General features: G+C 40.6%; 14 protein-coding genes. 8 read left to right on the top strand and 6 right to left on the bottom strand.

The window, feature by feature from the left end:
• Positions 1 to 27 precede the first annotated feature (27 nt).
• Together purH and HXT34_RS02380 are read left to right on the top strand one after the other, a co-directional pair.
• Positions 28 to 1,698 carry a bifunctional phosphoribosylaminoimidazolecarboxamide formyltransferase/IMP cyclohydrolase gene (gene purH, locus HXT34_RS02375; RefSeq protein WP_421785311.1) on the top strand — a complete coding sequence of 557 codons (1,671 nt, stop codon included), beginning with the start codon at positions 28 to 30 and terminating at the stop codon, positions 1,696 to 1,698.
• Between the two features lie 145 nt (positions 1,699 to 1,843).
• Entirely contained in the window at positions 1,844 to 2,161 is a 318-nt protein-coding gene (locus HXT34_RS02380) for a DUF3017 domain-containing protein (RefSeq protein ID WP_415687202.1), read from the top strand.
• 2 nt (positions 2,162 to 2,163) lie between these two features.
• On the opposite strand, the gene HXT34_RS02385 is transcribed toward HXT34_RS02380, so the two are convergent.
• Complete coding sequence (locus tag HXT34_RS02385; RefSeq protein WP_421785313.1) at positions 2,164 to 3,165, bottom strand: MIP/aquaporin family protein; 1,002 nt, start codon at positions 3,163 to 3,165, stop codon at positions 2,164 to 2,166.
• A 246-nt stretch (positions 3,166 to 3,411) separates the two neighbouring features.
• Between HXT34_RS02385 and HXT34_RS02390 the strand changes: the two genes are divergently transcribed.
• The 6 genes from HXT34_RS02390 (at position 3,412) to HXT34_RS02415 (ending at position 11,632) form a co-directional block, all read left to right on the top strand.
• Entirely contained in the window at positions 3,412 to 4,185 is a 774-nt protein-coding gene (locus HXT34_RS02390) for a pseudouridine synthase (protein WP_004106562.1), read from the top strand.
• Positions 4,182 to 6,401, top strand: a complete 2,220-nt coding sequence (gene der / locus HXT34_RS02395; RefSeq protein ID WP_421785315.1) for a bifunctional cytidylate kinase/GTPase Der — start codon at positions 4,182 to 4,184, stop codon at positions 6,399 to 6,401. The genes HXT34_RS02390 and der overlap by 4 nt, the downstream gene beginning before the upstream one ends.
• 63 nt (positions 6,402 to 6,464) lie before the next feature.
• Positions 6,465 to 8,993: a DEAD/DEAH box helicase gene (locus tag HXT34_RS02400; protein WP_421785317.1), complete on the top strand. Its 2,529-nt coding sequence runs from the start codon at positions 6,465 to 6,467 to the stop codon at positions 8,991 to 8,993.
• Positions 8,994 to 9,080: 87 nt separating this feature from the next.
• Complete coding sequence (locus HXT34_RS02405) at positions 9,081 to 10,475, top strand: replication-associated recombination protein A (RefSeq protein ID WP_415682951.1); 1,395 nt, start codon at positions 9,081 to 9,083, stop codon at positions 10,473 to 10,475.
• Complete coding sequence (locus HXT34_RS02410; protein WP_421785320.1) at positions 10,462 to 10,986, top strand: hypothetical protein; 525 nt, start codon at positions 10,462 to 10,464, stop codon at positions 10,984 to 10,986. Before HXT34_RS02405 ends, HXT34_RS02410 begins: the two co-directional genes overlap by 14 nt.
• Complete coding sequence (locus tag HXT34_RS02415) at positions 10,961 to 11,632, top strand: hypothetical protein (RefSeq protein WP_421785322.1); 672 nt, start codon at positions 10,961 to 10,963, stop codon at positions 11,630 to 11,632. Before HXT34_RS02410 ends, HXT34_RS02415 begins: the two co-directional genes overlap by 26 nt.
• 142 nt (positions 11,633 to 11,774) lie before the next feature.
• On the opposite strand, the gene HXT34_RS02420 is transcribed toward HXT34_RS02415, so the two are convergent.
• The 5 genes from HXT34_RS02420 to HXT34_RS02440 all read right to left on the bottom strand — a co-directional run bounded on the left by HXT34_RS02420 (position 11,775) and on the right by HXT34_RS02440 (position 18,393).
• The gene (locus tag HXT34_RS02420; protein WP_421785324.1) at positions 11,775 to 13,487 is read right to left on the bottom strand and encodes a PASTA domain-containing protein; all 1,713 of its coding nucleotides are present in this window, start codon (positions 13,485 to 13,487) and stop codon (positions 11,775 to 11,777) included.
• 124 nt (positions 13,488 to 13,611) lie between these two features.
• On the bottom strand, positions 13,612 to 14,721 hold the full coding sequence (locus tag HXT34_RS02425; protein WP_421785426.1) for a hypothetical protein: 1,110 nt from the start codon (positions 14,719 to 14,721) through the stop codon (positions 13,612 to 13,614).
• Between the two features lie 74 nt (positions 14,722 to 14,795).
• Entirely contained in the window at positions 14,796 to 15,293 is a 498-nt protein-coding gene (locus HXT34_RS02430) for a hypothetical protein (RefSeq protein WP_421785326.1), read from the bottom strand.
• Between the two features lie 249 nt (positions 15,294 to 15,542).
• Positions 15,543 to 15,848: a YhbY family RNA-binding protein gene (locus tag HXT34_RS02435; protein WP_004108863.1), complete on the bottom strand. Its 306-nt coding sequence runs from the start codon at positions 15,846 to 15,848 to the stop codon at positions 15,543 to 15,545.
• Between the two features lie 220 nt (positions 15,849 to 16,068).
• A complete protein-coding gene (locus HXT34_RS02440) occupies positions 16,069 to 18,393 on the bottom strand; it encodes an energy-coupling factor transporter ATPase (protein ID WP_415682956.1) in 2,325 nt (774 codons plus the stop codon).
• Positions 18,394 to 18,396: the final 3 nt, after the last annotated feature.

Below are 18,396 nucleotides of genomic sequence, written 5' to 3' on the forward strand. Positions count from 1 at the left end.
ACTACTATTTTGGGAAGGAAGGCCGCCGTGCAACAGACACAGAGCAAAGAATCAAACGCAAATGTGCTGATAACCACAGGTGAAAAGCAAATTCGTAGAGTTCTTGTTTCAGTTTTTCATAAAGAAGGACTTGAAATATTAGCTGAAGCTTTTAGAAAGGCTGATACTGAAGTAGTTTCAACCGGCTCTACTGCTGCTAAATTGGCGGAACTTGGCGTTCATGTTACTGAAGTTTCTGACGTTACTGGCTTCCCAGAAAGTCTTGATGGAAGGGTGAAGACTTTAGATCCGCATATTCACGCTGGAATTCTTGCAGATATGAGTAATGCTGATCATGTAAAGCAACTTGAAAAGCTAAACATAAAGCCGTTTGATGCTGTAGTAGTTAATTTGTATCCGTTCGTAGACACTGTAATGAGCGGTGCTGATAGTGACGCAATTATTGAAAAAATTGATATTGGTGGACCTTCTATGATTCGTGCTGCAGCAAAGAATCATAAGTCTGTTGCCGTTATTACAGATCCTGCAGATTACCAGCTTTTAGCTAATAGAATCGTTTCAGGTGAAGGCTTTAATTTGCAAGAGCGCGAATATTTGGCTGGTAAAGCATTTGCTCATACTGCAGCTTACGATGCTTCTATATCTGAGTGGACAAGTAAAGCATGGCAGAAGCCTGAAAGTTTGAACACAAATGATGAAGAAGATAGTCAAAATGCTGTAGCTGTGGAGCTTCCTGCAAACTACACGCGCACTTGGAGTTTAGAGCATACGCTTCGATATGGTGAGAATCCTCATCAGCAAGCAGGATTGTATTTAGATCCTTTGCATAAGGGTGGTTTGGCTCAGGCTGAGCTTCTTGGCGGAAAACCTATGAGCTACAACAATTACGTAGATGCGGATGCTGCTTGGCGTGCGGTTTGGGATTTTGCTCCACAAATTGCGGTTGCTGTTTGCAAGCATAATAATCCTTGCGGCTTGGCAATAGGCGCAACTGCAGCAGAAGCGCACAAAAAAGCTCACGCTTGCGATCCTGTGAGTGCTTACGGCGGTGTGATTGCTGCAAACACTACAGTCACTTTGGAAATGGCAGAAAGCGTGCGCCCAATTTTCACGGAAGTTATTGTGGCTCCAGACTATGAGCCTGAAGCTTTGGAATTGCTTCGCACTAAGAAAAAGAATCTTCGTATTTTAAAGGTTGCAACTCCGCCAGTTTTGGATTTGCAAGTTCATCCTATTGACGGTGGTGCTTTAGTTCAATCTGCAGATAAGATTGATGCTTTTGGCGATAATCCTGAAAACTGGACGCTTGTTTCTGGAGAAGCTGCTGATGCTGACACTTTGCGCGACTTGCAATTCGCGTGGCGTTCGCTTCGTTGCGTAAAGTCTAACGCAATTCTACTTGCGCACGACAATGCTACTGTTGGCATTGGAATGGGGCAGGTTAATCGCGTGGATTCATGCCATTTAGCTGTTGAACGTGCGAATACTTTGGCTGATGGCGTTGAGCGTGCTCGCGGATCTGTTGCAGCTTCGGATGCTTTCTTCCCATTTGCTGACGGTCCGCAGATTCTTATTGAAGCTGGCGTTCGTGCAATCGTGCAACCTGGTGGCTCTATTCGCGATGAGGAAGTGTTCGAAGCTGCTCGTAAAGCTGGCGTAACTATGTACAGTACCGGAACTCGTCACTTCTTCCACTAAAATCGCTTTATCTAAAATTCATAAATTCATAAATAAATCAATAAATACTATGAATGCAGCGTTTGAGTATTTCAAGCGCTGCATTTTTGCTTTAATAAATAAATCAGCTTATGTTTTCTTATCGCTAAGCAGGTATGATACAAGTATGACAGATAATGAGCATCAGACTAAAAGTGCTAAATCGGAACATCCGTATGTGTCGGAAAAGCGTGAGGGTAAGCCTTATGCTGAGTGGATTGTAGCAGTTATTGTTGCATTTTGCGCATTATTGGCATTCGTAGGATATGTAAAAGCCGCCACAATTATTATTTCTGTGGCGGCTGTACTTCTAGGCGTTATGCGCTTAATTATGCGTCAGCGTAGTCCTTGGAAAGTTCGCTCTGTTTGCTTTGATTCTTTCATAAGTATTACGCTTGGCATAGGTTTGCTCATAACATATGCTTCAATTATATTTTTGCTATAACTTTATTTTTGAAGATTGTTTGCAACATTATCGTCAGATGCGTCTTGAACATACTCATAGCTCATATCTGACACTGCAGGAGTGTCTGTTTTTGCATCTGTTTTTGTCTCTGCTTTTGTGTCTGCAGATTTTTGTGCTGGTTCGGAATTTGTTTCATTCGATACAGCAAGTTTTTGTGCAGAGTTTGAAAGGAATTTTGTCAATAGCGAAACTAAGCTAACAATCGCTGCAGCAAAAATTGGAGCAACCCAGAATACCCACAATTGACTTAATGGCTTAACATCCAAATCATAAGAGTTTGCGAATATTGCAATACCTGTAGAACGAGCAGGATTCAAGCCAGCTCCTGTAATCATGTATGTAATTAAAGTGCCAACTGCGTATGCAATACCGATGTGTGTTGCATAACCGCATTTAGTATTACCTTTATTGTCTGTGCTACGCAATGCAGCGGCAACAATCAAAATAACAGCAATAACTTCAACTAATAATGCAGATACTATTCCGAAAGATAAATTCATTCCTTTTAATTTAGATGCGGAAATAGATCCTTTTCCAAACCCGTTTACTAATGGCATAAACCAATATTTTTTGTCAAAACCTGACATTTGATCAAATTGCGACGGATCGACGCCTGAATCCTGCTGAGGAATAGTAAGAAGAAATAGTTTTGCAGCTGCAATAGCACCAAAAACTTGTGCAACAATGTAGCATAATCCTGAAACATATGAAGTGCGTCCAGTAAGCATTGAAGCAATTGTTATAGCAGGATTAAGATGACCTCCAGAAACTTTAGACGCAATATGTGTTGCTGCAGCATAAGCGAGACCAGTGCCGACAGCAATCATGAAAACGTTGATTCCGGACATAAAAATATTTAGAGGATAAAAAGTGTAAATAACGAACATTACTAAAGCTGTAGCAATAAATTCGGTACCAATACGAACAATAAGTGGTGCAGCAGTTTTAGTTGTGTCGCACGTTGTATCTGTTGTTTTAATCATAATTTTCCTTAATTTTAGTTGTGCTGCTTCGTTAATGATTGCAACACAATGAAACCTAGGCTATACTATCACGGCTATGCCATACGGTAACATAGAAAAACGTGGTGTTTTTTGATTTATTACAAATTTAATAAATTGCCACATAAATTAGTAAGTTAATTAGTAATGAATTGCTTATATTGCGCATTCTTAAGTAAATTTTGGCGCAAGTATGTATGTAATTCTTTAGGTCACGTTGGGAGAACGATGCCAAACGCATATTCCCGCGCCAATCAGGCGCATTCAGATGACAACAACGCCATTCGACTGCAGAAGCTGCTTGCTGAAGCGGGATTTGGTTCAAGACGCAAGTGTGAAGAGATTATTCTTGACGGGCGTGTTGAAGTAGACGACGAATTGGTTACAACACTTGGTACTCGAGTAGATCCAAAACGTCAAAAAGTGCGCGTTGATGGATCTCGCGTAAAGTTCAATACAAAGCTCGTAACGCTCGCATTGCATAAGCCTAAGCGAGTTCTTAGCGCAATGGACGATCCAAAAGGTCGTTTTACTTTAAGAGATATTGTTGGAGACAAGTACGAGCGAATTTTCCACATGGGACGCTTGGATTACGATTCTGAAGGTCTTATTTTAATGACCAACGATGGCGAGCTAAGCCAGCACGTAATGCACCCAAAGTATGAGGTTGAAAAAACTTATATTGCAACTGTTGAAGGCAAAATCAACGGTATGGTTTGCCGTCGCTTGGTTTCGCAAGGCGTAAATCTTGAAGATGGTTGGATTAAGCTCGACCGTTGCGCAATAATCGACCAGAATCACGACACGACTATGGTAAAAGTTGTGTTGCATTCTGGAAAAAATCGTATTGTGCGCAGGATTTTTGGAGCCGTAGGATACCCTGTAAAGCGCCTTGTTCGTACGCAAATTGGTCCTATTAAATTGGGGGACTTAAAAGCTGGATCGTATCGCGTGCTTTCTCAAACAGAAGTGCGCTCGCTTTCTAAGGAGGTTGGCCTGTGATTTGTGTAGCAATTGATGGACCAGCAGGAGTAGGTAAATCTTCCACTTCTCGTGCTTTAGCGCAATACTATGGTTTTGCGTATTTGGATACGGGTGCAATGTATCGAGCTGCTGCTTGGTGGTGCTTGAAAAAAGGTATTGATTTAAGCACGCAGCTTGAATTGGATGAAGAAGGAAATCCTGTAAATCCAGCAGATATTGAACGCTTTAATCAAATTGTTGAAGCTGTTGGAGCCTTATTTACTGAAAGTGACGCTGACTTTAGCGTTGATCCTAAGAATCCTATAGTGACTGTCGAAGGTGAGGATATTAGCGAAGAATTGCGTTCCAGTGAAGTTTCTTCGCATGTGTCTACTGTTTCTTCAATTCCTGCAGTTCGCCGTATGCTTATTGCTGCTCAGCGCGCGTATATTGCTTCAGAGTCAGCTGAAGATTCTTTCTCTAAAGGTGAGGGCATAGTTGCAGAAGGCCGCGATATTACTACTGTTGTAGCTCCTAACGCGCAAGTTCGAGTGCTTCTTACTGCACGCGAAGAAGTGCGTCAAGCTCGCAGAAACAATCAGAATATTGCGCAAGAAAATTTGCAAAATAATGAATCTAAAAATAATGAATCTAAGAATAATGAATCTGAAGAAGACGATATTCGCGCTCGTGACGCTAAAGATTCTAAAGTTACGCATTTTCTTCAAGCAGCAGACGGAGTTACAACTCTCGATAATTCTGATTTAACTTTTGAGCAGACTCTCGACGCTCTTGTTGAAATGGTTGATGCTGCTATCGAGCAGGACGAGTACGACCGCTATGCAGCTAATCTTGAAGGCTACGATCTTGACGATGAAGACCGTGCGCTTCTTCGAGGTGACGAAGTAAATCAAGACGATGCGAAAGATTCTAAAGCTGTTGGAGTGATCGCCGTTATAGGCCGACCAAACGTTGGAAAATCAACGCTTGTAAATCGTATTTTGGGTCATCGTGTAGCTGTTGTAGAAGATACTCCAGGCGTTACGAGAGATCGCGTAAGCTACGACGCTGAGTGGGCTGGAACCAATTTTAAGCTTGTTGACACTGGTGGATGGGAAGCAGATGTTGAAGGCATTGATTCTTCTATTGCTCAGCAAGCGCAAGTAGCAGTGCGTTTAAGCGATGCTGTGATTTTCCTAGTAGACGGTCAAGTTGGTTTAACAGCTACAGACGAGCGTATTGTTTCAATGCTTCGCGCTGCAGGTAAGCCTATTACTTTAGCAGTTAACAAGGTTGACGACGCTAGAAGCGAGTATTTGACTGCAGAGTTTTGGAAGCTCGGAATGGGTGAGCCTTACGGAATTTCTGCAATGCACGGCAGAGGCGTTGGAGATTTGCTTGACGCAGCTCTTAACTCTTTAAAGAAAGCGAATAAAACTTCAGGATTCTTAACTCCGCAAGGACTTCGCAGAATTGCTTTAGTAGGTCGTCCAAACGTTGGTAAGTCTTCGCTTTTGAATCATTTAGCTCACGAAGAACGTTCTGTTGTAAACGATTTGGCTGGAACTACTCGCGATCCTGTTGATGAGGTTGTGCGAGTTGACGGAGAAGACTGGCTGTTTATTGACACTGCTGGTATTAAGCGCAGACAGCATAAGCTTACGGGCGCTGAATACTATTCTTCACTTCGTACGCAAGCTGCGATTGAGTGTTCTGAACTTGCTTTGATTCTTTTCGATTCTTCCGAACCGATTGCAGAGCAGGATTTGAAAGTTATGAGCCAGGCTGTGGATGCAGGTCGCGCAATCGTACTTGTGTTTAACAAGTGGGATTTGATGGACGAATTTTCCAGGCAGCGCATGGAACGCTTGTGGAAAACTGAGTTTGAGCGCGTAACTTGGGCTGAGCGCGTAAATCTTTCCGCAAAAACAGGATGGCATACGAATCGTCTTGCGCGTGCTATGCGAACAGCTTTAGACAGCTGGGATAAGCGTATTCCTACAGGCAAGCTCAATGCTTTCTTAGGTCGTATTCAGTCTGCTCATCCGCATCCTTTGCGAGGCGGAAAGCAAGCGCGAATCTTATTTGCCACGCAAGCTTCTACGCGTCCTCCGCGTTTCGTAATATTCACAACCGGCTTCTTAGAGCACGGATACCGTCGCTTTATTGAGCGATCGCTTCGAGAAGAATTTGGATTCGAGGGAACTCCTATTCAAATCTCCGTAAAAGTACGAGATAAGAAGAAGCGCAAGTAAAACGCGAGTAAATAAATTTGCGATTAAAATCACGAGTAAAGCTTAAGTAAAGTAGGAGCGTATATGGCTGGTTTGGGCGAGTTAGCTTTTGATTTGCATCATGCTAGCGAAGATGAGATTTTTCAAGCATTTGTTGATTGGGTTAAAGATAACAAGCATGTAGATTTGTGGCCGCATCAAGAAGAATCCATTATGGATTTGCTTGCAGGAGACCACGTTATTTTAAACACTCCAACAGGTTCTGGAAAATCTCTAGTAGCGCTCGGCATGCATTTTGCAGCGCTCGCTACCGGCAGACGCTCCTACTACACTGCTCCAATTAAAGCTCTTGTATCCGAAAAATTCTTCGATTTAGTAGCTATTTTTGGGCGTGACAACGTTGGTATGATTACTGGCGACTCGCATATTAATGCTGATGCTCCAATAATCTGCTGTACTGCGGAAATCTTAGCAAATCAAGCTCTGCGTGAAGGTGCAAACGCTGAAGTTGATTGCGTTGCAATGGACGAATTCCACTACTATGGTGACCCAGAGCGCGGATGGGCTTGGCAGGTTCCGTTACTTACACTTCCAAATACGCAATTCTTACTTATGAGCGCAACTCTTGGAGATGTAACGGATATTGCGGAACGCTTAGAAAAATCAACAAAAAGAACTGTTGATATTATTGCAGACGCTCCAAGACCAATCCCACTCGAATACGAGTACACAGATAAGCCGCTTGCAACAACTGTAGAACTCTTATTTAACAAGGGTTTAACGCCAATCTACGTAGTTCATTTTTCGCAAGACGCAGCTCTCGAAACAGCGCAAGCGCTCGCAAGCACTGGAGTTTCAAGCAAAGAGCAGCGAGACAAAATAGCTCAAGCGATTAAAGGCACTAAATTTACTACAGGCTTCGGCAAAATTTTGCAAAGGCTACTGCGCACTGGTGTCGGCGTACATCATGCTGGCATGCTTCCGCGCTACCGTAGGCTCGTCGAACAGCTCGCACAGCAAGGACTGCTACCAGTTATTTGTGGCACAGACACTCTTGGTGTTGGTATTAATGTGCCAATTCATTCTGTTGTGCTTACAGCTCTTACAAAATTTGATGGGAATCGTAGCCGCAAGCTTCGCGCTCGTGAGTTTCATCAAATTGCAGGGCGTGCAGGCAGAATGGGATTTGATACTGAAGGCTTAGTAGTTGCAGAGGCTCCAGAGTTCGAGATTGAGAATGCGCGCGCTGTTGCAAAAGCCGGAAACGATCCTAAGAAGCTTAAAAAAGTTAAGCGTAAGAAGGCTCCAGAAGGCTTTGTAGTTTGGGGTGAGCCAACGTTTACTAAGCTTATTGAAAGCGCTCCAGAAACTTTGAATCCTCACATGGTTGTAACTCACTCAATGATTTTGAACGAAGTTACGCAAGGTGGAGATGCTAGAGCGCGCGTTGAAAAACTTATTGAAGATAGCGCACAAAAGCCGCAAGATAAAGAAAAATTACTTGAGCGTTGCGACGATATTTTCCAAACTTTGCTCGATACTCAAGTTATTGAATGCAGAGAGCGCGCTGACGGTTCTTGTGACTATGATCTTGATGTTGCTATGCCAGAGGGTTTTGCTCTAGATCAGCCGCTTTCTCCGTTCTTGCTTGCAGCTTTGGAACTTCTAGACCCAGAATCTCCAAGCTATGCACTTGACGTAATTTCTATGGTTGAAGCAACTTTAGATGACCCTAAGCCTGTTCTTCGCGCGCAAGAACGTAAGGCTCGCGATGCTGCGATGGCTGGTATGAAAGACGATGGCATTGACTACGAGGAGCGCATGGAACGCTTAGCTGAAGTTAGTTATCCTAAGCCTCTTGAAGATTTGCTAGCTCCTGCTTTTGCGCAATATCGCAAGGACGTTCCGTGGGCAAACGACTACTGTATTAAGCCAAAATCTGTGCTTCGAGACATGGTTGAAACTGCTTCCGATTTTACTGGATACATTTCTCGTTATGGCATTGCTAGAAGTGAGGGAACGCTTCTTCGCTACCTTTCGGACGCTTACCGTTCGCTTGCTCGCACTGTGCCGGAAGATATGCTTAACGAAGAATTGCGTGATATTATTTCGTGGCTTCGTCTTGTTGTGCGCTCGATTGATTCAAGTCTTGTTGACGAGTGGGAGAGTGCAGGCGGCTCGGATGCTGAAGCTAGCGCTGTAACTACGGCTGCGCCTTCAACTTCTGAGTCTGTAGTTGAGGATCGTCGTGGACTTATTGTGCTTATTCGAAATGCAATGTTCCGTCGCGTGCAGCTTATGGATTTGGAAGATGCGGATACTTTAGGAGAGCTTGACAAGGCTTGGGGCTATGGCGTTCACGAGTGGAATGATGTGCTTGACGATTACTACGACGAGCACGAATATGTTGGAATAGATGCCAAGGCTCGAAGCGGCGACTTGTTTATTTTGGATGATTCTCTTGAGAAGAGTGAACATTCGTGGAAAGTTCGGCAGATTATTGACGATTCAGACGGAGATCATAATTGGGCTATTACTGGCGTTGTTGATTTAGATACAACTCAAGACGAAGGCGAAGTTGTGTTCTTCGATTACCAAGTTTCGCATGTGTGATTTTTAAAAATGTGATAACAGAATGCGAAATGCAAAGTGCAAAATGCAATCGAACGTTTGTTCTATATGTAGTGTAAGCTGGTATTTATGGAGCAGGATTTATTTGCAGCAAGTAGCGCGCCGAGTGATGTGACTCGTCCGTTGGCAGTGCGTATGCGCCCGAGCAGTATTGAAGACGTGCTAGGGCAGTCGCATGCTCTAAAAGAAGGTTCGCCTTTGCGTAGGCTTGCAAATCCGCAATCTAAAGGTTCTCTTACTGCTCCAAGTTCTGTTGTGTTATTTGGTCCTCCGGGAGTTGGCAAAACAACGCTCGCTTATATTGTTGCTCGTCAGTCTGGTCGAGTGTTTGAAGAGCTTTCTGCTGTAACTTCTGGAGTTAAAGACGTTCGTGCGGTACTTGATCGCGCGCATGAGCGTTTAGTTAGCAATGGTCAAGAAACAGTTTTGTTTATTGACGAAGTTCACCGTTTTTCTAAATCTCAACAAGATGCTTTGCTTCCAAGCGTTGAAAATCGCGACGTAACTTTTATTGGAGCTACTACCGAAAACCCAAGCTTTTCAATCATTAAACCGCTACTTAGCAGATCAGTAGTTGTTAAACTTGAGTCGCTTAGCGTTGAAGATTTGCATACGCTTATAGAACGTGCGTTAACTAGCGAAAACGGTCTTAATAATCAGCTTAAAATCGACGATGATGCTATTGATTCTATTATTCGCTTAAGTGGGGGAGATGCTCGTAAAACTCTCACCATTTTAGAGGCTGCTGCAGGAGCAGTAACAGGAGATGTTGCGTTACAGCATGGCAAAAAGAAGCCTGTAATTACTGCTGATATTGTTTCTAACGTAATGGATACTACTACAGTTCGTTACGACAAAGACGGCGACGATCATTACGATGTGATTTCTGCTTTTATTAAGTCGATGCGCGGAAGTGATGTTGACGCTTCTTTGCATTATTTAGCGCGAATGCTTAGAGCTGGGGAAGACCCGCGTTTTATTGCAAGGCGAATTATGATTGCTGCTGCAGAAGAAGTTGGTATGGCAGCTCCGCAAATTTTGCAAGTAACTGTTGCTGCGGCTCAAGCAGTTGCTCTAATTGGCATGCCGGAAGCGCGCATTATTCTTTCTGAAGCTGTGATTGCTGTAGCAACTGCTCCTAAATCAAACGCAAGCTATAACGCTATTAATAAGGCTTTGCAAGACGTTGATGCTGGAAATATTGGTCAAGTGCCTCTTCATTTGCGCAACGCTCCGACTGCTTTGATGAAAAGTTGGGGAAACCATGACGGGTACAAGTATGCTCACGATTATCCGGGTGCTGTTGCATCGCAACAGTATATGCCAGATGAACTAGTTGGTCGCGAATACTATCAGCCGTCGAATCGCGGCTACGAGCATGAGATTTCGCAACGTTTAACTCAAATTCGTGCCATTCTTCACGAATCTAATGAAAGTAGAGATGCTGGGTATGAAAAAGAATAGCGATTTTCTGTATTATTTCGTATCAACCGTTGTGCTTATATGCTGGCTTACTGCTTGCGTTGTGTATACTCTTTTTGCTGCAGATACCTTACAAAGCAACGGATTTTCGTTGAAAAGTATTACCAGCAATAGCATAATAAGCACAATCGCAAAACCAGATACTCGTAATGCAGATGACATTCTTTCTCAAGCTGGCAAAGAGTACAAGAATGTGCTTAAAACTTCTTCGTATGTTTCAAATAAATTCCCACAGGATTTCGAATATTATTATGATCTGTGGGATATTGACAACGATAATATTCCAGAAATGATTGTTATTGCGACAAATGAATATAATACTAACTCTAACAAGTATATTCATGTATTCTCATTTAAGAATGGCAAGTTGGTTAAATATCCAGAAATTATAGATAAGAATCTTGATAAAAATGAGTATACAGGGACAATATATTTTGATCCTCATCATAAAGGAATTGTAATTTTGCGTGCTATTGAAAAAAAATGCGCCTGATGTTTTCCCGTGGAGTAAAACAATTTATAAGCTGAATGAAGGCAACTTTACTCATACTCGGTCAATTGTTCAACATCCATTAGATAAAACTGATACATACGATTCAGTTCCTGGTACTGGTGAGATAAGTAAATTATTACATCCAACTTTTGTGCCGGTTGATGATTTTACTGATATTAATATGATGATTAATGCCAAAAACTTGACTCAAGCTCAGCATAAGCATAATGAGCTTGTTCAACTTTGGCGTGAAAAAGGTTATCAAGTATTTACTGGAACTGTAAAAATATTAAATGCTGATGAAGCATATGAGTTTCCTGGAACTACACCAAGTGATACTGGCAGTAAATATAGTGTTCGAGAGGAAAACAAAGATAATATTTATACAGTATTAGCATTCGATAGAAAGATGTCTGTTGGAGGATACTGTAATGGTATGGATTGTGGAGTAAGACAAACGCGCAACTCCATTAATAATATTTTAGTTACTATGAAGGTTTCTAAATCAAACGAAAGCAATATGTTTGAAAAATATAATAACAAAAAAATTACTATTGCTGCTAAAGCTGGAGATGATGGAACAAATTGGCTGGAACTGCCGGCAGGACAATCTACTGTTGATAGTGTGCATGTGATTGATGAGTAGAATATCACAATAAATATGCTCCACGATTCGCTTGGCTATCAGATTGATTATGAATAAGCTTACGATCATGGAGCATTTTATTTGCGCGAATAAATTTCATTTTTAAATGAATATCATCTTCGCTTGATGCATGTAATGCAGTTTAGTCACGTTCAGGAAGCTTACTCCAGTCGAAAGGCTTTTCAACCAAGTAGTATGCAACACTATCGTCTGGAGCAGGCTTAAACGGAACAGCCTTATGCTTGATTGTTGGTACGAACGGATTGTCTCCTATGTCGCCTTTGTAAGGTTCAGCATCAACAGTCGTTTTAGAATACAGTTTCGGATTTCTGCGTAAAATAAACGGTCTTGTAGTATCCGGCTTCTTATTACCTTTTCCATCAAAATAGCCAGAAGATTCGATCTTATTAAGATTTGCATGAACTGGAACTACAAGGAAGAAGTCGCGCATCCTAAACGAAGAGCCTTTCCAATAGCCAGGAATCTTATCATGATCCCCATATTGTTTGATGTCTTCAGGAGGTTCAAACGCGTCAACCCATTTACCATTAACACACATATTGCCAATATTGTCATTAGCTGTTTCACCACAATATGGCAATCCCATTCCACGATAAAGTTCAAAAGCGCCAGTGTCTCCAACAATCAAATGATTCTTCATCCAACTGTCTTTGTTTTTATTATTATCCTTATAAAATACCAATCCGCCAATCTCATGAGCACCATTACCCAAAGTTAGATACTCATAAAAATTAGAATCATTAGGATACTTAGGATCGGTAGGAAGCTGCAAAAACATATCACTTGGATCAGCTTTAGGATAATCATGTTTCTGAAGCTCAATGCAGTCGCCATCATTAGTACACCAAGTGCCAATAACAGGAGACGTCTTAGACGCATACATCATATCCTTGTCATCAGGATCATTTTCTGTCATTACATTTTTTGTTTCAGAAGCGTCAACACCGTAGTACAAGTCAACATGCCCACCTGAAAACTTTGTACCTAAAGCAGGTTTAGAAGAAATGATCTTACCAAGATTCTTTTCTGACGAGAAATGCGGGTGCAATGAAACATCTTTCAATCCTAAATCTCGCAACTTATTTACTGCTTCGTCTTTATCCATGCCGAACAAGTCAGCAGGAATACCTTTGTCTTTAACTCCAACAGCAATACGAATCACACCATCATCACTACTTCCGCTCGAAACTGGGAAGCCTGGCATAGGGTCAGTTGCAATAACTTTTCCAGTATTAGTAGAAATAATATTGTATGTTTCAACAGGAACGCCCATAGATTCAGCTATTTTCTTAGCTTTTTCGAGAGGCTGACCTACTACACCCTTTTTAGGAATTCCAGGACCTTCAGATTCTATAACAGTAACATGCGATGAACTTTTCACACGTTGACCAGGACGAACATTAGTAAAACGAACAAAACCACCACGTTTAACAGAAGAAAACTCTTTAACAATAATAACCTTTACACCCTGCTTACGCAGATCGTCTACAGTTTTTTGCAATGGCGCACTTTTTAATGCACTAGCTTTAGGAATAAGAACAGTATGACTACTTTGTGAAGATAAATGAAATACTATAAACGCAACCGCAGCAGCAATAACAAGTACTACAGCAATAATTGAAGCAATCAGTAGTGTAAATCGCTTTGATTTAGTAGAAGATTTTTCGCTATTACTTTCTGCAGTATACCCAGGCTGAATATAAGCTTCTTTTTCAGGTGGCATATTATAATTTTCATTCGCAACATCCGAATAATTTGCAACAACATTTCCACATGAATCACAAAACTTACTATTCTGCTCTAGCTTACTTCCACAATTTTCACAAAATGCCATAATTCCCTCTCTTAACTATGCTCACACTTACCGAGTTTTTAACACAATAAATCTCTCTTAAGCGAAATTCTTACACTCGATTCTAGTTGAATAATGCGATAACGAGTAAAACTCCAATTTGCATTTATTCTGTAATGATTTTTAACTCGTTGTAATTATAGTCATTGTAACTTGGTTCTTGCACAGGACATATTGTCACAGAGTGTTTAACAGCTATGGTTATTTTCTTGCCGACATAATCTTTGACTTCCTTAATCTTATTGCTAATAAAGAAGCGATTATAAACAAATGTGTCAGGAACTTTTGATCCATTACCATCGGCTACAACGGTTATTATTGTTTTGTAAGGCATATTTATTGTATAAATCAAATGTGCCATATCAAAATAGTAAGTATAATCATCTAAAATCGCGTTAGGCTGTGCAGTCCGTTTTACTTCGTCAATATTCATTTCTTGAACATTGCCGGTAAGAATGGTGTATCCATCATTGCGTAAATCTTGAATATACTGATTGTGCTTCTTCTCTTTTTCAGTAAGAGTCATATTATGAATGAGATCATCTACAGGCTTAAGATTTTTAACGTCAACAAACGTTGCATCAATGTCGCCAAACTTACTGTAATCTTCCTCATTGTCATTGGCGCTTTTTACTAATTTGAATTTATGATCTTTTGCAAGTTTGTAAGTATTCCTATGAGCTTCAGTTCCTTCCATTGAGTGATATACAATTATGCCGTTGTGATTATGGTCGTATGTTAATGTTTGTCCAAATTCATTAGCGGTAGGCGGTTCTAAATCTTCTATTAACTGCGACTCAACAATTTTCTTACCATCAAAAGAAAATACTTTTGTAAAGCGCGGTTTACGCATATCGAAACCCACTTTTTTTCTTGCAGTCACAATAAGTTCTGGAATCTTATCATTATCAAAATCCCATAAATCGTAGTAATACCCGAAAGAATCTGGAACATTTTTGAACTTGTATTTTCCGTGAAGATTTTCAAGCACGTCTTTATAGGCACGACCTACCATACCAAGAGCATTATCTGGCTTATTTGGTTTTGTCTCAACTAGAGTGGTTGCAACATTGTTGTTCGCAAAATTTTTTAGCGAAAAGCCGTTGTTTTGTAAGGTATCTGCAGCAAAAAGAGTATACACAACGCAAGCAGTAAGCCAGCATATAAGCACAACGGTTGATACGCAATAATACAGAAAATCGCTATTCTTTTTCATACCCAGCATCTCTACTTTCGCAAAGTCGCAACTGTTTAATCATATTTTGGCAAAACCTACGTTTTATGAGTAAATCATTCACCGTAATTGGAAGAAACGTCTTTCATTAAGCCTGCCATGAGTGAGCCGTTGTCTATCTTGGAAAGATTATTAGCATTTCCAACAATCATAACGTCACCAGCAGTAGTTGGGAAAATCATTACAGAACATGGGTCACTAACGATAAAAGTATGATTGTCGTCATTCATGTCGAATGGGTTGCCGTTTTTGTAAAGAATATTTTCTAATTTTTTATGATTTGCGTCAGCAGAAGGAAACTCATCAAGTACGCATGATGCGGCTTGTTGAAAATTGTCACCAGTTCCAACTTTTATAATCGCATTATCTCCTCCGAGAGCGTAGCTGCGTTTTATTGGTAAATGGCACTTTTCACTAATAGCGTTAAGATCTGGTTTTATATTAAGTAAGTGACGCACGCCACTAAAAGAAGGATTGTGCTGAACGCAATAGAACAAACCAGCTAATATGGCGACAACAACGAATCCCCAAAAATAGCTTTTCGCCTTACTCATAATAAACCTCCATCTCAAGCATGATACAAACCAAGCATCGCTGACTCAGTTTTCGAATCAATCAATCTCTCTTAAGCGAAATTCTTACACTCGATTCTAATTGCATGTAGTGATAAACATGCATACGAAAATTATGCTGCATATTTGGCTTGATTGCGTAATTTATATAGCTTCTCATAAGCAAAATGGACCTCTCAAATTAGAGAAGCCCATTTGTGTACAGTTTTAACGGCGTGTGAATATAAATCGCTATTCGCGCACAAGCATAATGTGTTCAACGCTGTCTAATGGGGATACGCGGAACAAAACAAAACGATTGCCGATTACTTGCACGACTTCGGCGCCGAGCTTTTGAGCAAGTGCATCAGCAGCTTCTTTAGCACTTAATCCGGAACCATCTTGCACAGCACACTTCATTAGCTCGTGGTACTGCATGGTTTCGTCTGCTTGCTTCACAGCTGCATCAGTAATATCGTTCTTGCCAACGTATAAAAGTGGGCTAAGCGTATTAGCGAGCGCGCGAAGCTGCTTAATCTGCTTTTTTGTCAATGCCATAAGGCGTCCTTTCAAATGCAAGTTTTATAACGCAAATATTACTTAAATTACATAGTGCTTAACGGATTATACAGTATATTGCGAATTGTTGCATGTGATAATACAAATTTATTTATTGTGTATTTATTCCGTATTTATTCCGTATTTATTGTGTATTTATTGCTCATCTATCCCGTATTTATTGCGCTTGCTGAAAAGCGTGAAATATTCAAAATTTTTATTACAAAGGTAGCATTTTGCACACAATAATCGCGCTTACAACGCAAAGAGTAACTAGTAATAGCAGCACATCTTTTATACTCATTTTCCATGAGTGCAAGTGAGTTCTTTCAGCTCCAGGTGTGTAGCAGCGTGCATCTAATGCGAGCGCAAGAGTGTCAGCATGGCGAATTACTCCTGCAAAACCTGGCACTATTAAAGCTGTTATAGCGTGTACTCGTTGTTTAAAAGAACCATCTCGAATGCTACTTCCTCGAGCGATTTGCGCTAGTGCCACAGAGTGCGCTTCTGCGCTAAGTGTTGGTAAGAACCGTAGCGCTAGGCTCATAATAAGTGCTATTTCTTGCGTTGGTATTCCAATATGCCTAAGTGGTGATAGTAATCGTGTGCAAGATTCGCTAAGCGTTGTTTGACTCATTGTTAGTACTAGAACTGCTCCAATGATAATAACAAGCGAGAATCGCGTTGCAAAAAGTATTGCGTAATTAATTCCGTCAGTTGTAATAGGAATAGTTGCAATATTTGCTAGCACTGTGCCGGTTCGCACTGCCAGAATGTTAAGTAATCCTGAGAAAACAAATACTGCAATAATCATGTGCAGTGAAGAAATAAGCTTAACGAATGGTATTTTTGCAGCAACAGTTAGAGTAAATGTTACAAAAGCAAGAATAGCTAACTGTATGTAGTTAGTAATACTAAAAGCACTTAGCATAAGAATAAAGCATGATAGAAGCGTTGCGCGTGGGTCAAAAGATTTAAGTAGTGAAGTTGGTTTTGCTTTTGCGGAACTTTCTTTGTTTTTGTTGTTTTCAGTATTTTTTGCTGTGTTGCATTCTTTATTATTTGCTTTATTGCTTGCTTTTAATGTTACTAATCTTGCGCCTAAATCTTCTGCTTCTTGAAGATTATGCGTAATAAGTATTATGGTTACGCCTTGATTGTGTAGCATTCCAAGAATTTCTCGAATACGCAACGCAGCTTCAAAATCTAATCCTGCTGTTGGCTCATCCAGTACTAGCACGCGTGGCTTGCAAGCTAAAACGCCAGCTATTGCAACAAGACGCTGCTGACCTCCAGAAAGTGCAAAAGGTGATTTTTCAGCCAAATTCTCAAGGTTCAATAAGCGTAGGGTTTCATCCACACGTTCTTTAAGAGCACTGCCTTTCAGCCCAAAATTTTTTGGCCCATAAGCAACATCATTTCGTACTGTATCAGCAAAAAGCTGTTGTTCTGGCAGTTGCATAACGTAGCCAATTGTTTGATGTAGTTTTTGTCGTATTATTTTAGATGTTTTACCTCTAACAGATATGCCATGCACTGTTATGTTTCCTGAATTGGCTTTTAACAATCCACACATTGTTTTAGCAAGAGTTGATTTACCGCAGCCGTTTTCGCCCATTATTGCAACTGTTTCGCCGCTTTTAACAGTTAGTGAATAATCGTCAATAACAGCTGGCGAAGTTTTATCATATTTAACAGTTAGTCCGGAAATTTCTACAGCGATATCTGACTCATTTTCTTTGCATCTACTATCTGTTAAGTTTTTGCTTTCGCTAATTTTAGTTAAATGATTATTCGCCAACTCAATATTAGAAAAATAAGTTTTTAAACCATTAAAGCTTACTTCTTTCAGAATGCCATTTTTTAGTAGAAGTATGCGATTTGCTCGTTTGCATTCCTCAAAATTGTGTGTAATTTGAACAATAGTAGTGCCATTTTTGTGCAAATTATCAAATAAAGCATCAACGTCTTTGCGTGCGAACGAGTCGAGCATAGAAGTAGGTTCGTCAAGAACAAGCAGTTTAGAATTCATAGCAATAGCACTTGCTAAAGCTACTCGTTGCTGCTGTCCGCCGCTCATAGTACTAGGGTCAGCGTAACGCTTATCTTCCATATGAACAGTTTTTAAAGCTTCACTGATACGCTTATACATTGCTTTTTGAGGGAATTGCAAATTTTCTAGTCCAAAAGCAACATCTTCTTCAGTAATTGTTGTAATAATCTGATCTTCAGGACTTTGGAAAAGTGCGCCAATATATTTTCGTGCATTTTTATATGATTCAGCACAAGCAGTAGTATTTTCAAAAACTTTTTCACCGCACAATGTAACGTAACCGCTATCTGGTGCCGTTAAACCTGCAATAATTTTTGCCAAGGTTGACTTACCAGAACCGTTTAATCCTACAATTGCCACGCGCTCGCCGGAGCGAATTGTAAGACTTAGATTATTAAGTGTCCAAGTTTTTCCATCATCGTAGCTAAAGCAAATATTTCGCAACACTACTTGCGCATTGTTTTCAATCATGTGCTTTTTAGCTTCGTTCATGCT

Source organism: Gardnerella sp. DNF00983 (assembly GCF_049244265.1).
Taxonomy (GTDB): Bacteria; Actinomycetota; Actinomycetes; order Actinomycetales; family Bifidobacteriaceae; genus Bifidobacterium; species Bifidobacterium vaginale_J.